Below are 14,876 nucleotides of genomic sequence, written 5' to 3' on the forward strand. Positions count from 1 at the left end.
ACGCGGCGGGCGGGAGTCTCGCTTCTCGCCCTGGCCTTGTCCGGATGTCTCGGCCTTCACCAGCAACGGCTCGCGCCCGGCGAGGTGCCAATGCTAATCGGCCCCGCGGTGCGCGACAATGTGACACCGCTGGATCCGGCTCTTGCCTGTTTCGGGTCTGCCATCGCCGCCCATGGCGGCCGGACCCTTGTCGTCGGGGTCGGCGACGTCCGCGACTTTACCGGCAAATACTCCGTCAACGAGGGCAATGCGATCACCCAGGGCGGTGCACTCATGGTCTATTCCGCGCTCGGGAAGCTGGGCGGTGCCGTCAGCCTGGCCGAACGGTTCGATCCGACCATCGGCGAGCGGGAGCTTGGCTATACCGATCGTCGGCAGCTCGGCGACGGCGAGGCCCATCAGGTCGCCGCCGCCAGCGGAACGAGCAAGGTGCCATGGCTTCCCTATTTTGGCGGAAGCATCGCCGCGTCCGACTATTACATCGTCGGCGGTATCACCGAACTCAACTATGACATCCGCTCCGGGGGGATCGACAGCGAGGTCGGGCAGGTCGGACCAAAGGTCCGGACCTTCACCCAGTCGGTCGCGATCGACCTTCGCATCGTCGACACCCGCTCCCTGCTCGTCGTTCGGACGGTCAGTCTGACCAAGCAGTTCACCGGCTATGAGGTTGGCTTCAACCTGTTCCGCTTTTTCGGATCGAGCCTGTTCGACATCAATGTCGGCGCCAAGGGGCAGGAGCCGCTTCAGCTCGGGATCCGCACCGCTCTCGAGGAAGGCACGATGCGACTCGTGGCCGCGGTCGCAAAGACCGATCCGGAGTCCTGCATCGCCGGGAAGGGCCAAGGGCGGGCGTTCGCCCTGCCCGGCGAGACGGGTCCGCGGGCTCGTTCGCCTGTGATCGGCACGGCGGCGACGTCCGTCGTGCCGGCCGGCGCTACCCTGGCCCGGTCCGGCGCGACGACGGCCGGGCCAGGCGCCGCGACCCCATTGCCCGGTGGGGCGTTCCGGCTGGCGTTCGACCCGGACAGCGCGGATCTGCCCGGCGCGGTGATCGCGGCGATCGACAGGATCGCCGCGGCCGCAGGCACAGGCCCGGTGGAGATCATATTGCTCGCGCCGGACAGCGAATCGCCGGACCCGCTGAAGCGCGATGCGCTCACCGACCGCCGCATCGCCGCCCTGGTCGCCGCCCTTCTGTCCCGTGGCGTCTCCGCGCAGTCGATCGGCTCGCTCTGGCGTCCCGATCGCGCGGACGGGACCGTCCGGCGCGACGGCGCAGGCCTCCAGCGCATCGCCCGGCTTAGTATCGGCTGACCTGGTCGCGGCAGCCGATGCCGCAGTGATGGAGGCGCCTCGTCACCCAGTCCCCCAATTGCCCCTGCCCTTTTTCAACCGGAGAATTCTGATGACCCTGACGCTCAACACATTGTCTCGCTCCCGCCGCCATCTGCTCGGCAGCACCGGTACCGCCCTCGCTGTCATGCTGGCCGCCACGGCCGCACCGGGCCAGGTCGCGACCGTCCAGGCGACCGGCGGCCGCGCCGTTGCCCACCAGCAGGCGACGCCGGTTGGCGTCACCCAGGCCGCCAGTGACGGCGGCGCCGCGACCGTCATCGCCGGCCCGATCGACCGCACCACCTTTGCATCGCGCGACAACGTCAGGACGGCGGGTGCCACGAGTAACCAGGCCGCGCTCAAGATCGGCCCGGACACCGGATCCGGTGGCACTTTTAGCGGCAGCACGAAACTGACGGTGAGCGCTTCCGGCGTCTCCGCCGCTGGCGGCAGCGTGATCGCCAGCCGGCAGGACATGGGCGGCGCGACGTCCCGCGCGACAAGCACGGGCGCATCCATCGGTCTGGACGCGGGCGCCGCGTCGGACAGCACGATCGCGATTTCCGGCAACACCGCCGACGTGACGGCAACGGGTAACGACGCGTCGGCCGATATCGCGCTTGTCGACGGGTCGGCCGGTAACGGCGGTGGCATCGCCACAATGCAGACCACCTCCGGCAGCAACGTCCTGGCCAGCGCTCATGATCGGCTCGGTCTCGCGACTGGTCCGGTTACCGGCAGCGCTCTGGCCATCGGCGGCAACCTGGTGCGCGCGGTCGCCACCAGCAACAGCATGAGCAACAGCCTCTCCACCGCGACGACCGGCACCGAGGTGCCGACGACACCGGGCTATGCCTCGGTCATCATCTTCGACGATGCGGGCAGTGCAGCGTTGACCGGAGCGCTTGGCATCCTCAGCGACCAGGTCGCAGGCGGCAGCGTGCGGGCTGCAACGGGAAATGGAGCGCCCGCGTACCAGAGTGTCCTCGACGGGTCCGTCGCGGGAAGCACCGTCTCCACGGACGGCAACATGCTGGTCGCCGCCGGCTATGGCAATATGTCCGCCAACGCGCTCGATATGGAGGCGACCTCGATCGGCAGGGCACCAGGCGGGGAGGGCGCATCGTCGGGCGCCGTCGCGACCGTGACCGGCCTTCAACGCATCGCCGATGGCACGACGATCGCTGCTGCCACTGCCGGCGGGGCGGCGACCGACGTGACCGGGGACGTCACGGATTCGACGCTGTCGGTCTCGCGCAACGTTGGTCGAACCATCGCTGCCGGAAACGTCGCCTCCGGGAACACGCTGTCCGTATCGGCCGCGACGATCATGGCCCAGGCCGGCAGCGGCGGTGTCGATCGCCTGGGAAGCGTCGTGGTCGGGAGTGGCGGCGCGCGCGTCAACGCATCCTTCGGCATCCAGAATGTCCAGGATTATGGGGACGCAGCGATCACCGCCACTCGGACCGGGACCGCCGCTGCCCTGACGACCGACGGGTCCGTCAGCGGCTCGGCGGTTCGTGCCGACGGCAATACCGAGCTGGTCGGCGCGACCGGAAACGACGCGGCGAACAAGGCCAAGGTCGAGGCGGCGTCCGTTCAGGCCACCGTCGCGATCAACAGCCTGCAGTCGGGTGAAGGAAACGTCACGGCCACGCTCGGCGCTGCCGACAGGCGAGGGGGAGCTCTCATCGCCGCCGCGGGGCCGATCCAGGGCTCGCACCTGTCGGTCTCGGGCAATGACATGACCGGCACCGCGATCGGCCAGAATGCCACCAACAGTCTGACAGTCTCTGCCGGCACCGTCGCGGATGCGACCGATGGCGCGGGGGGCTCATCCGGTGCGTTTCCCGGGTCGACCCAGGGCGCCGCGGGGACCTTCGCCCTCGCCAGCAATCAGAAGCTCGGCCAGCCGAGCTTCGGTGCGACCATGACTCCGACGATATCGAGCACCCTCTTGGGTGCCTTTGGCGTGACCGGCACGGCACCGCTGTCGGCGTCGTCGATCTCGGTCGACGACAACAAGCAGCGCGCCAACGCGCTCGGGAACAGCGCGGTCAACCGGATGGCCGTCTCGGCGGCGAGCACCCACGGCGAAGGGTCGTCACCGGGCACGGCACTGTACGCGTCGCAGTTCGGTCAGGCTCAGATAAGCGCCTCCTCGGACGTCCTCCTCGCGCTGCCGGACGAGCAGATGTCGTCCAGCGCCTCGTTGTCGCGCAACGCCAATGTCGCGCTGGCAGTCGTCAACGATGTCGACAATGGCGTGTCGGTCACTGGCCTTGCCCGTGAGGTAGACAGCCGCGGCACGGTCGGGACCGACGAGACGTCCGTGCCCCGGGCGACCGGCGACGTCGCGGTCACCAACCAGCAGGTCGCCTGGGGCAGTGCCGACGCCGTCGCGACAACGCACATCGCGGCGGGCGGCGCGTTCGACGGCACGCGGCTCAGCGCGGCAGATAATGTGACCAGCGCCGAGGCCGCGGGTAACCGCGCCTTGAACAGCGCCACTGCCACAACGGGCACCGGCGCCACCAGCATTGGCCTTGCCAACAAGCAGGCGAATTACTTCGCGACGGTTTCGGCCACGGCGACGACGGAGATGATGAGTTCACGTGCCGGGTCGGCATCGATCGGCTCGGACATGTCCTTTGCTGGCAACACCGTTTCTGCCCTCGCCCGCGGGAATTCGGTGGTGAACGAGTTGACCCTTGCGGGTGGATCCTCGCCGATGCCGGCGAGCGCCGGTACGACGCCGCCCACCCTGTCCGCGACGGGAACGGCGGCGCTGCTCAACACCCAGGTAAACTATGGAGCGGTGCTTGCGACCGCGGCGTTTATGACGCCGCTGAACGGCCAGGATGCGGTTCGAAGCTCAAGCATCTCCCAGAGCGGCAACACTGTCCTCGCGAGCGCCTATGGCAATGCTGTCACGACCACGGTCGCCACTGCGCCGGGCAGCGCACCGAGCGCATCGCTCGTCAGCTACCAGGCCAATTACGCCACGGTGAATGCCCAGGCGACCGGCTCGGCCTATCGGGTCGCTGGGCCGATGACCGGCAGCAGCTTCGCCGTCGCAGGAAACCAGCTCAGCGCGATCGCGACCGGGAATCAGGCTAGGAACATGATCGGTCTGCCGCGCTGAATCGGATCCGCGCCGGGTAGCCCGCAGCCCCCAGGGTCGCCCGGTCTGCGGGAAGGGCCGTCACGCACCCCCCCTGTCGTGACGGCCCTTCAATGCGCCTTTGCCACGAAATCATTCCCCCGGGATCGGGCGACCGTAGCGCTGAGAGAGAAGCTCGAGGAATCGCCTCAGAGCGGGATTGTCGTTGTCCGGCCGCCAATGGACGCTCTGGTCGAGGCAGGTCGGGCCGAAGGCGTCGTGCACCTCACGGTAGACGAGGCCGTCGGGAGGTCCCGAAACGCGACCGAGAATGCCGGCGATCGCCGCGATCTTCTCGCCTGCTACGAACGTCAAGAGGTTTTCCCGGCCGACGTCCTGAAGGATGATGCCGGGCCGGTAACCTGGTGCTGAGAGACGCGCAGCGATCAGGGACTCGATATCCGGTCCAGGGTCGGCGGCGGTGACGAGAAACGCAGCGTGCCTCAGGTCCGTCCAGTAGAGCGGCTCGCGTTGGACCATCGGGTGATCGTTACCCATCGCGATCAGGAGCGGCTCGCTCCACAGGCGCAGCGACCGAATCCCCGCGCGGCCGGGGCAGCCCGCCGTGACCCCGACGTCGAGCGCGCCGCGATCGAGGAAATTGACGAGATCGCTGCGGCCGCATTCACGGGCTGCGATCTCGACGTCCGGAAACGCGGTCCGGTACGCTTTGATGGCAGCGCTGAGGTCGCCGCCGGCGAGCGATGAATGAAAGCCGATCCGGAGGACGCCGGTCTCGCCTTTTGCCAACGCGCGGGACTCCTGGCCGAGCGCCTCGATGTCCTGGACGATACGCCTGGCCTTTGCGAGGAACCGCTCACCTGGGTCGGTCGGGACGACGCCGCGGGTCGAGCGCCTGAAGATCGGCAGGCCGAGGCGGAGCTCGAGATAGTGCACGCGCTTGCTGAGCGTGGATTGCTTGATGTTGAACTGCTCGGCGGCGCGGCTGAAGCTGCCGGTGTCGGCGGCCGCCACCGCGTATCGCAGGAGGTTGGTTTCGATCATTTGCGCCCTCGCCGCGGGAGCCCCACTCGCTAGTCGATGAGCCGTCGCGGTTCGCTCCAGATGGATCGACGCTGCTGCGGCCGCCATTCCAAGAAATGGGTATGGGAGACCAGGATTTCGGCCGGAAAGCGCCCACTCTTCGTATGGCGGGGAGAGTTCATACTAAAGCCACCGTTCAGATCGGTGCCGAATTGCGCCTTCACCTATCAAAGTGAAGATTGGTGAAAGCGGCCCGTCCGCCTTTCGGGACTCAGACGGCATAAGCGGCCGTTCGTTCAGGCTCATCTCGTCGGCAGCTTCGCGCCCGCTTGCCGCCGTTCCACCCATTCACGGCGGTGCCTGAAAGCGGACATCGTTTCGGCTGGTGGCCGGATAAGGTAACGGCCAACTTTTGGCGGCTATCTAGGGCCTGTGAGCTGCTCTCGGCCTTCAGGAACAAGATCGCCTGTATTTCTGAGGCGTCGTACCCGTGGCTCGTCGAAATGCCCGAGTGAAGTTGGCCTGCGAGGAGAAGCAGCAGGACAGCGCAACTTCATAGAGCGTGGCGTCACCGGACGCGAGCAGCGCCTTGGCGTGCTCGAGGCGCATTCGGGCAAGATGTCTGCCGGGCGTCGCACCGACCCGATTTCGGAACATGCGAATGAAGTGAAACGGACTGAGGCAAGCAACACCGGCGAGGTCCTCGATACCAAGCTCGGCATCCAGATTTGCAGCCATATATTCGAGCACGCGGCCCAGACGCCGATCATCGAGGCCGTGCCGGGTTTCCAGCCTGGCGAGCTGTTGAATCCCGTTTTCGGAATGAGATTGTACCAGCCTCGCCGTTAGCGCCAACGCGAGCGACTCTGCCAGCACCCGCCCCGCCGCCGTGGGGGCTCGCAATTCAGCGAGAAGGGCGGTCCCGATCTCGCGGATCAGACTATCGTCGACATCGGCAAGGTAACGGATGTTGTCGGCGCGGACCGCCGCGCCGCCGAGCAGATCGGACAGATCGTTGAAGCATGCCGACGGCAGGTAGACGTGCAGGCAGTCGTGCCATTTCAGCAGCGAGATCTCCTCCTCGCGCACGCCCGCCGGACAGGTCCAGATGGTGCCGCGAACCACTTCGGTCCTCTGCCTAAGTCCGTTACCGCAACGCGCGACGACTGCATCCGGATGGCTGTCGATCGCAATGCCGATTTCGGTCTGCACCAAGTCGAACGCAGGAATGTCTCCGGCAGGGTGATGCCGCAATTCGGCTGCCACTCCAGACCAGGCGCACCCCAGGGCGGTGTCGAGCACCCCCGCGCCGTATTTGCGCCGACCATGATCATAGAGATCCATCGCGGTGTTATCGTGACACCAAAGCAAGATCCGCGCACCCGCTCTTTGGATCGCCAGCGAAATTACCGCAATTTGGGAATAAAGGACCGCACTCAGACCCCAGAAGGGTGCACCGGGAACGACTAGAACCGATCTTCATGAGGAGATTGGAATGACTACGATCTCGCGACACGCGCACATCGGCCCGAACGGCACCGGGGAACGACCGCGGTGAAGGCCGTCCGGGTAAACGCATTCGGCGGGCTCGATGCCATGATCTACGAGGAGGTGCCGCAGCCCATTCCCGAGGCAGGTCAGGTTCTCGTCAAGGTTGCCGCAGCAGGCGTAGGGCCTTGGGACCTGTGGGTCCGCTCGGGACGCAGCGTGCTGCCCCAGCCATTGCCGCTGACGCTGGGCGCGGACCTGTCCGGTGTCGTCGAGGCCATCGGAGCCGGCGTCACGGACTTCGCGGCCGGCTCCCCGGTCTATGGTGCCACCAACGCGCGCTTCACGGGCGCCTATGCAGAATATGCAGTGGCCGAAGCCAGCATGCTCGCCGGGCGCCCTATGGGCCTCAGCGACGTGGAGGCAGCGTCGGTGCCGGTCATCGGGTGCACGGCGCTTCAAATGGTGTTCGAACATGCCGGCGTCGACGCTGGTCAGACGGTGGTGGTGATCGGCGGCGCCGGCAACGTGGGTGCCTATGCGGTCCAGCTTGCGCTTCTTGCCGGCGCGCAGGTCGTGGCGACCGGCCGCACTCACGAACTGGATCGCATAGCGGCCATGGGTGCCGTCGCCGTGCATGCAGGCGCGGCGGTACCGGCACGCTTCCTTGGCGCCGCGGACGCCGTGATCGACACGGTCGGCGGCGTCGCGCTGGTGGAAGCGTTCGCATGGCTGCGCACCGGCGGGGTGCTCGTCTCTTCGGCCGCGGAACCGGATCAAGAGCTCGCCAGGCGCCACAAGGTGCGTGCGCAGTTCATGCTCGTCGCCGTTACAACCAACAAGCTGGTCCAGCTCGCCGACCTGTTCTCCACTGAGGACCTGCAGGCACGCATCGGAGAGGTGCTTGCACTTTCCGACGCGCGTCGCGCCCACGCCATGATCGAGACGGGCACCGCCCCGCCGGGAAAGCTGGTGCTCGTACCCTGAACGCCTCTCGCAGCAAAGGAAACACGATGACCGAGGTTCCCACGACGCCACTCGTCCCCGGCAACAGTTTGCTGACGCCGTCTCCAGAAGAGGGACGCGCCTTGGCAATGATGCTCGCCAGGCACTCGGTCCACGCGATGCAGCACGAACTGGAGGTCTTGCAGAACGGCCGATCGCAATATGCGCACGACCCCTTCGGGCTGATCGCTGCGAGCCATGTCATCGCGGTCGAATTTGCTACCATCGCCGCCGCCAATGATTACTGGCGCGACGCTCCGGCTGGCGGTGCGGTGCAACGGGCGCAATCGTGACCTTGAACACCGAAGAGCGGATCGAGCGCGCGAATGCGCCCGCATTGTTTCTTCGCTCCTGGTCTCCAGCGGAAGGCGCGCGTGCCGTGCTGGTCATCGTTCCCGGATTCAACTCGCATAGGGCTACAACGTCTGGGCAGCTGAGGAACTCGCTGCCGCAGGAATAATCGCGCATTTCGAGGCTGAACGACGCGTCCAAAGTCTCCTCTGATCCTGTTCCTGCCCAAGCCGTTAATCTACTCGGCCCAACCTCGGCCTCGCGAGCGAGCTGCAGTTGTCCGCCAAATAGACGATGCCACCAAATCGCCGGAGTGGCGCTAATTGGCGTTGCTTGATCGTGAGCGAAGCATCGCCTCCAAGCTCATAACTGGATCACCGCTGGGAGATCAGAGGCCGAGGTCTTCTCGTAGATAGACCTCCTCCGACCGAGATTGCCAACGCCTTCATCGCTGCCTCGCTTCCTTCGCAGCTATCGTTGGCAAGCAGTACGAAGCCCAAGCGGCGGTCTGGGAACATCACCATCTGGCTGGTCTCGCCAAAAGAACCGCCGCCGTGCCAAAGCATCCGCTGACCATCTGCACGCCCGATGTTCCAGATCAGACCTTGTGCGTCGTCGACTGTGCCTCGGATGCGCTCGTGGGCGCGCGCGATAGAGGGGTCGCGTTCGTTCAGTTGCCAGGCAAGATAGCGACCCATATCGCGCGGGGTTGAATAGAGGCCGTATGCCGCGCCGGCACTGGAATCATGGAGCGGCTGGACTTTGCCGGATCGGCCATAAGGTACGACAAGCCGAGCGCGCATCGCCGGGCTGACCTTTAGGCTGGTGGAGGTCATCCGAAGCGGGTTCAGGATCGACCTCCGCAGCAATCGTTCGAATGACGTGCCGTAAACTGTCTCGAGCCCGTAACCGAGCACACGAATGCCAAGGTTCGAGTAAGCGAAGCTAGCGCCCGGCACGGTCCGAAGTCTCACCCTGCCAAGGTCGGCAAGTGACTGCTTGCGCGTGTAGCCGCGATTCAATTCCGTGAGTTGGTAACCGATGCGATCATAATCGATCTTCGCCAGCAATGGGTCGCTGTCAGGCAGGTCGCGCTGAAGCCCCGCTGTATGCGTAGCCAGAGTGCGCAGGGTGATCGGCACCCCCGACGCCACCAAATTGGAATAGTCTCCGGGCAGATAGAGGCGAAAATCCGCATCGAGGGTCACACGACGCTCCACCAGCGCTCGCGCCGCTATCGCTCCAGCGAAGGTCTTGGATACAGAAGCCAGTTCGTAGACGCTGTCGGGTGTAGGTGCAGTTCGGAGCGACCGGTCGGCAAAGCCCCGGTTGGAGAAGTACGTAGCTCCATCAATACGCGCAACGATCGAGATGCCGGCGCGGCAGGAGTCACGAAGATAGGCATCGGCAAATCGATCGAGAACCTCCAGCACCCTGTTGTGCGCGACAGTCTGCGCGCTGCGCGAGGTTGGTGGAACAACCGGGAGCGCAAGCGGCGGCATAACGGTCGCGCCGAGCAATGCGACGGACCCCATCATGCGCCTCAACATCATGCACTCTTATCGAAAAGCGACTGGATGGTCGACACCGCCGCAAATCCAAGTTTGGCGGCTTGGCGCTCAATCGGCGTCGCAGAGCGAGGTTGTGGGGAGGCCCTTTCACCGAAAGCAAGCCACCAGCGCCTTCGGTTGCATCCGTCATCGTCAATTACCGGATGTTGACTCGCTAGCGGATGGTATCAGAACATGACTTTGCGCGGAGTGCAGGTCGCGCCGTTTGGGATGCAGTATGTCGCCGGATCATGAACGATGGGCCGAAGCTCTCGCCATTGAGCGCCAGCACGGTGACCAGGCGCCAGTGTTCCTGGCTGAGCGTCTCGGGGCTCTGGCCCTGACAGGCGACGATGCCGGGGTCGAGCGTTTGAAGCAGATCGCTTCAAAGCTGGACCAACTTCGGAATCCGCGTCGGCTCTTACTGGGGTGAGCGACAGCGTCCCCACGCCACAAAGGTTGGTTGAGATCCTCGTCGAGATTCTCGCGGGTGCGACGAAGAAACCAGCAGGCCATTGGCGCAAGTGCATCAGTCAGATCGAGAAGCTACCCGTTGCCACGAATGTCCGCTCGAACTGGCATATTACGCCGACCGGGAACAGAACCGATGTCGCGACGATTGAGCGAGCAGCGGCGATAGTGAGGGAAGCGCACCCATATGTCGCGGGAGGGGAATGATGGTGGAGGAGCCAACCGAAGCGCAGCTCTGGGATCAGGACCGAGCGTTGCTCGACGAATATGGCCCGAGCCATATCGACACTATCTGCGGTGTGGCCAAAGCCCTTTGCGCGGAAGGCAAGTACGGCGAGGCAGCCGAGCTCGACCAGCAATGCGACCGGATGCGGATTTTGCTTCTGACCGACCGCGAGCTGCTTGCACTTTATCAACGCACCACGGGCGAGCCGGCTGACGATAACGCCGATCTGATCTTGTACGAGATCGAGCGACGCAGGTTGGACACCTGACGCCTCTACGGCTTCCGCCTTCTATAAGTTCCTGATATGTTCCGCGCTCAATCGAGTCGGAACTAGCCATGCAGCAGAATGTCAGCACCGAAGATAAACTGAGTGTCTTACAGGCCCATGTCGGACAGATCATGGAGCAGCTCGGTACGATGGCAGACGGCAATGACCTGACTGCCGATGACCTCGTGGAGTTTTTCGCGATGGGCATTGCGGCCGTGATCGACAACGACACGAATTTCAAATCGCCTCGCGATCTACGGAAAGCGTCGGAGGCTGCAGCAAAGGTGATCGAGCAGCGAGCCAAGGACTTCCGCGCGCTCAACGACGCGACCGGCGTCAGTACGCTAGACATTCTGCTCTCGACCTACCCTATCGGCCGGGCAGTGGCGGCATGACATGTCTCGGCTCCACAGCCTGAGGGCGCCGCTGGACGATGTCGCTGCTTTCCTCGGCGCCGAAGCTGCGGAGGGATTGCCTATCCCGTCCGAAACGACTGAGGGGCATGATGGCGTTGTTATGTTTTCAGCTGGCGGGCGGCGGCGGCTCCGCCTGATGCGATGGGGCTTCCCGCGCCTAACGCGCGAGATGCTGCTGAATGGGGACGAGCCGGGCATCATTGGCCTAGTCGCCGACCTGACAAACCCGATGTGGGAACACCTGGTCGTCGATCCACGCTACCGGTGTATTATTCCGATTACGCATTTCGCCAATCCTGATGGCGAGCCCGGGGAGAAGACCCGTACTTGGTTCTCGCTCGCAGGCCAGCCGATCATGGCCTGGGCCGGCTTCTGCCGGAATATACCCGACGTCGGGCCGGTGTATGCTGGCATGACCATGGAAGCGAACGAAGCCATCCCTCCGACGAATGACCGCATGCCTGTGTTGCTCGAGCCCGGTGAGCACGAACTGTGGCTGCGGGGATCGATCCAAGATGTGATCCGATTGCAGTATCGGGCACCAATCGCCGCTGACCGGATGCTTGTCGATCGAACGGAAGATCCATGGAGAAGTGGCGTACCGCCGCGGTCCGGCGTTCAGATCGACCTTTTGTGATGCGGCCTCGGCGCTATTGCGAACTGGCATCGTCGGACTAAGCTGTCGGGATGTGCAATCTCTACGCGAACCGCAAATCGGCGGCTGAAGTGGCCGCGCATTTCCGGGTCGATACCCCGGTGTTTTCGAATGCGGGCGAGGAGGTCTATCCCGGAGCGCCGGGCTTGGTCGTACGCGAGGCGGACGGCCAGCGCGTGATGCAGTCGATGACGTGGGGCTTTCCCCTGCGACTGAAGACCATGAGCCCGACGGCAAAGCCGAAGCCAGTCAACAATATCGCCGACCTTCGCAAGGGAATGTGGGTCGGCTTGGCGCGCAAGCCGGAATGGCGGTGCCTGATACCGCTTACCGGTTTTGCCGAAGCTGAAGGCGAGAAGGGTTCAAAGACGCGGACCTGGTTCTCCGTGAAGGATGAGCCGATTTTCGCCTGGGCAGGACTGTGGCGCGACAGCGGTGAGTGGGGTCCGGTCTATTCGGGCGTCATGACCGACTGCAACGAAGCGATCAGGCCGGTTCACGACCGCATGCCGGTGCTTCTTCACCGGGACGAATACGAGCAATGGCTACGCGGCGGGTTCGACGACCTTATAGCTTTTCAGGAGCGATGTTTCCCTGACAGCCTTATCGTGATGGAGCGCACCAGAGACCCCTGGATAAAGAAGAAGACGCCGCCGGCGGAAGCGCCCACGCTCCTTTGAGCGACGGACCATCTAGCTTCGATACTTCTGCACCGCGCGCTTCCACGCGCCCTCGTCCGGCATGGGAAGCGATGTGATCGTCGGCGGCTCCCGCCCGATTGTGATCCTGACGCCGCGTTGAGCGCACATCGTGCATTTGAGTCGTTCGCGAACATAGCTGAGGTGGTCCGCCCACCGCTTGCGTTGGAATAGCCACCACAGGGCGTGCCCGCTGAAGACGCCTTCATGACCGCAGCTCGGGCAACTTGCCTTGAGCGTGCGCTGATAGGCGGCCACCTCGAATAGGCAGGTTGCGATCTTCTCGCCGTCGCTGTCGTAGCGCGCCATCCTATGCGACGGCGCGAAGCCTCGGGCCGCGGGCGGCCGGCGCCGGCTTAAGCCTCAACCCCTTTACGTCATCCTGACGCACGACGCGAAGCATCGCCATGGGCCAATCCGGAAAAACCGCCCGGGCCTTCGCTGAAATCAGCGTCAGCGGCGGCAGGTCCAAGAGATGCGTGACGTCGTATCCGCACCACAATTCGGCAGGTATCTTGCCCAGCCGATATTCGCCAGCAACGACGAGGACGGCAGCGGGGTGGACTGAGGGGCGACCGGCGATGAACCGAGCTAGGCACGTCGGACGCTGACGCGCGTGCCAGAGGTCGTAGTCTTCCCGGCTCGCCGCTTGCCCGATGCGATGGCCTTCGACCGTGCCGGCATGGATCACCCACTGTCCATAGGGCGAGGCCTTTAGCTCGATCGACCAGCGATGCGCGAGCCAGTTGTTCCCTTCTATCCAGTTTCGCTGTGCGTCGGTCATTGCAGGGGTTTGGACTGAGCCATGCCGATTCGGCAAGAACATTGCGTGAACAAATGTGAGGTGCGATACCCGGGGTTCGACTCGGAGGAAGCGAACGTGGTTGACCAAGCAGAGCGTTACGAAGCCAAGCGCGAGGCCCTTGGGCGGTGGCTGCTCGCTCAACGCGATAGAGGCGATTGGGTCGATGACCTGGCCGCTGCCGCTCGCGCTGATCGAAATTTCCCGAAGGACGGCGATCCGGAGACCGTGCGCTCGCACCTGCGCCAACGGCAGGCCGACGGTGACGTGTTCGCTGCCGTAGATGATGCCGAAGTGGATTGGCTGGCCTACTGAGCCCGGCAATATGATCGCCGCACCAATCATGTTCGTCTGCCAGGTCGTCGCGGTTCACGATGGTGACGGGCCGATCCACTGCGCCGATGGTACGAAGATCCGTGTCGCCGGCATCCAGGCGCCAGATTACGAGAACGCCGAGCCCTGCCGCACTCGACGCGTCGGCTACGTCTGCAGTGATCGGCTCGCTGATCGCTCGCGCGCGATCGTCAGCCGCATGGTGCTGCGCCAGGCGCTAACCTGCCAGCCGGTTGGGCAAAGCTATTCGCGTGTGGTCGCGCGCTGCCGGTTTGCCGATGGTCGCGACTTGTCGTGCGCCATCCTCGCAGCCGGCGCTGCTACGAGGTGGGACAGCTATTGGCGGCGCTATCGGATGCCCGGCTGCCGAATCGACCTAAGCCCCTAGGCGGYGCCCAGTGCGACGTGCCAGGTAAGGACGGTTCACCCGTATGAATGAGTGTCCGGAGTTGGGAAGTGCGAGGGGAGCGCTGAGTGCCCTTGATCGAGTCGAAGTCACGGCCCGCCCACCTCATTGAGGGCTTAGCTCGAAGCGAAATCACAAACAGCTGACGGAGATGATGTCAGGCGGGGAAAGTTATGTCGCGGCAAGCCGTTCGATGCAGACCCTCTCAACCAACAAACGCAACTCGGCGACGTGCTCGCCGAGCCAGGACAGCTCCTCTGGACGAATCTCGTAGTGTGGTGAGTAACGGGCATTAACGTAGGCTTCGCGCAGCAGCTCAAAGCATCGTCGGCTGAATTTATCGTCACGTGGCCAAGCGCTGACCAGGCTTGGCGCGATTTGTTCACATTGGGAGCGAAGGAACTTAAGTCGGTGGGATTTGGGGCTGTAAAGGGTGAGTACCAAGAGCGTGCAGTGGTAGAGCCGCTCGGCCGCTTGATGCAGAACGAATGCAGCTTCGTTTCGGTTACCTTCCGCGGTCGCTAGCAGCGCCATGTTGAGAAATGAGCTGCCCCCGGTTCCACGGACACCAGGTTAGGCTACCTTAGCCTGCTTCTCGAAGTCCATGGGGCTGAGATAGCCCAGGGTCGAGTGCCTGCGTGTCGGATTGTAGAAGCGCTCGATATAATCGAATACATCCGCGCGTGCCTGATTGCGGGAACGGTATGTTTTCCGCGCGATCCGTTCGGTCTTGAGCGAGGAGAAGAAGCTCTCCATCGCGGCATTGTCCCAGACGTTGCCGG

The 14,876-nt window shown here is 64.3% G+C and carries 16 protein-coding genes and 1 pseudogene; 10 read left to right on the top strand and 7 right to left on the bottom strand.

Annotated elements, in window-relative coordinates; genetic code table 11:
• Positions 1-90: 90 nt before the first annotated feature.
• Positions 91-1,317 (top strand): CsgG/HfaB family protein, encoded by a 1,227-nt coding sequence (locus tag AC1DT7_RS21300; protein ID WP_478038184.1) that lies wholly within the window; start codon positions 91-93, stop codon positions 1,315-1,317.
• Between the two features lie 91 nt (positions 1,318-1,408).
• Complete coding sequence (locus tag AC1DT7_RS21305; protein WP_478038185.1) at positions 1,409-4,483, top strand: beta strand repeat-containing protein; 3,075 nt, start codon at positions 1,409-1,411, stop codon at positions 4,481-4,483.
• A 111-nt stretch (positions 4,484-4,594) separates the two neighbouring features.
• Here the strand turns inward: AC1DT7_RS21305 and AC1DT7_RS21310 are convergent, their stop codons facing one another.
• Together AC1DT7_RS21310 and AC1DT7_RS21315 are read right to left on the bottom strand one after the other, a co-directional pair.
• Entirely contained in the window at positions 4,595-5,506 is a 912-nt protein-coding gene (locus AC1DT7_RS21310) for a LysR family transcriptional regulator (RefSeq protein WP_478038186.1), read from the bottom strand.
• Positions 5,507-5,935: 429 nt separating this feature from the next.
• Positions 5,936-6,829, bottom strand: a complete 894-nt coding sequence (locus AC1DT7_RS21315; RefSeq protein ID WP_478038187.1) for a helix-turn-helix domain-containing protein — start codon at positions 6,827-6,829, stop codon at positions 5,936-5,938.
• Positions 6,830-7,039: 210 nt separating this feature from the next.
• Between AC1DT7_RS21315 and AC1DT7_RS21320 the strand changes: the two genes are divergently transcribed.
• Both AC1DT7_RS21320 and AC1DT7_RS21325 read left to right on the top strand, forming a co-directional pair.
• Complete coding sequence (locus tag AC1DT7_RS21320; protein ID WP_478038188.1) at positions 7,040-7,960, top strand: NADP-dependent oxidoreductase; 921 nt, start codon at positions 7,040-7,042, stop codon at positions 7,958-7,960.
• Between the two features lie 26 nt (positions 7,961-7,986).
• On the top strand, positions 7,987-8,271 hold the full coding sequence (locus AC1DT7_RS21325) for a hexameric tyrosine-coordinated heme protein (protein WP_478038189.1): 285 nt from the start codon (positions 7,987-7,989) through the stop codon (positions 8,269-8,271).
• A gap of 372 nt (positions 8,272-8,643) precedes the next feature.
• On the opposite strand, the gene AC1DT7_RS21330 is transcribed toward AC1DT7_RS21325, so the two are convergent.
• A complete protein-coding gene (locus AC1DT7_RS21330) occupies positions 8,644-9,807 on the bottom strand; it encodes a serine hydrolase domain-containing protein (protein WP_478038190.1) in 1,164 nt (387 codons plus the stop codon).
• A gap of 250 nt (positions 9,808-10,057) precedes the next feature.
• Here AC1DT7_RS21330 and AC1DT7_RS21335 point away from each other — a divergent pair, with 250 nt between their 5' ends.
• The 5 genes from AC1DT7_RS21335 to AC1DT7_RS21355 all read left to right on the top strand — a co-directional run bounded on the left by AC1DT7_RS21335 (position 10,058) and on the right by AC1DT7_RS21355 (position 12,535).
• Positions 10,058-10,252 (top strand): DUF6961 family protein, encoded by a 195-nt coding sequence (locus AC1DT7_RS21335; RefSeq protein WP_478038191.1) that lies wholly within the window; start codon positions 10,058-10,060, stop codon positions 10,250-10,252.
• 241 nt (positions 10,253-10,493) lie between these two features.
• On the top strand, positions 10,494-10,784 hold the full coding sequence (locus tag AC1DT7_RS21340; RefSeq protein WP_478038192.1) for a hypothetical protein: 291 nt from the start codon (positions 10,494-10,496) through the stop codon (positions 10,782-10,784).
• 68 nt (positions 10,785-10,852) lie between these two features.
• Positions 10,853-11,179, top strand: a complete 327-nt coding sequence (locus AC1DT7_RS21345; RefSeq protein WP_478038193.1) for a hypothetical protein — start codon at positions 10,853-10,855, stop codon at positions 11,177-11,179.
• A gap of 1 nt (position 11,180) precedes the next feature.
• The gene (locus tag AC1DT7_RS21350; RefSeq protein WP_478038194.1) at positions 11,181-11,837 is read left to right on the top strand and encodes an SOS response-associated peptidase family protein; all 657 of its coding nucleotides are present in this window, start codon (positions 11,181-11,183) and stop codon (positions 11,835-11,837) included.
• Positions 11,838-11,887: 50 nt separating this feature from the next.
• On the top strand, positions 11,888-12,535 hold the full coding sequence (locus AC1DT7_RS21355; RefSeq protein WP_478038195.1) for an SOS response-associated peptidase: 648 nt from the start codon (positions 11,888-11,890) through the stop codon (positions 12,533-12,535).
• A gap of 12 nt (positions 12,536-12,547) precedes the next feature.
• On the opposite strand, the gene AC1DT7_RS21360 is transcribed toward AC1DT7_RS21355, so the two are convergent.
• Together AC1DT7_RS21360 and AC1DT7_RS21365 are read right to left on the bottom strand one after the other, a co-directional pair.
• On the bottom strand, positions 12,548-12,862 hold the full coding sequence (locus AC1DT7_RS21360) for a hypothetical protein (protein ID WP_478038196.1): 315 nt from the start codon (positions 12,860-12,862) through the stop codon (positions 12,548-12,550).
• 1 nt (position 12,863) lies between these two features.
• On the bottom strand, positions 12,864-13,700 hold the full coding sequence (locus tag AC1DT7_RS21365) for a hypothetical protein (RefSeq protein WP_478038197.1): 837 nt from the start codon (positions 13,698-13,700) through the stop codon (positions 12,864-12,866).
• Between AC1DT7_RS21365 and AC1DT7_RS21370 the strand changes: the two genes are divergently transcribed.
• Positions 13,681-14,076, top strand: a complete 396-nt coding sequence (locus AC1DT7_RS21370) for a thermonuclease family protein (RefSeq protein WP_478038198.1) — start codon at positions 13,681-13,683, stop codon at positions 14,074-14,076. The genes AC1DT7_RS21365 and AC1DT7_RS21370 overlap by 20 nt on opposite strands.
• A gap of 189 nt (positions 14,077-14,265) precedes the next feature.
• Here the strand turns inward: AC1DT7_RS21370 and AC1DT7_RS21375 are convergent.
• Both AC1DT7_RS21375 and AC1DT7_RS21380 read right to left on the bottom strand, forming a co-directional pair.
• Positions 14,266-14,631, bottom strand: a pseudogene (locus tag AC1DT7_RS21375) (HEPN domain-containing protein); the annotation flags it as partial.
• Positions 14,632-14,667: 36 nt separating this feature from the next.
• On the bottom strand, positions 14,668-14,876 hold a 209-nt coding region (locus AC1DT7_RS21380; RefSeq protein ID WP_478038199.1), incomplete at its 5' end, for an IS3 family transposase.

Source organism: Sphingomonas sp. P3_C6, from assembly GCF_056402595.1.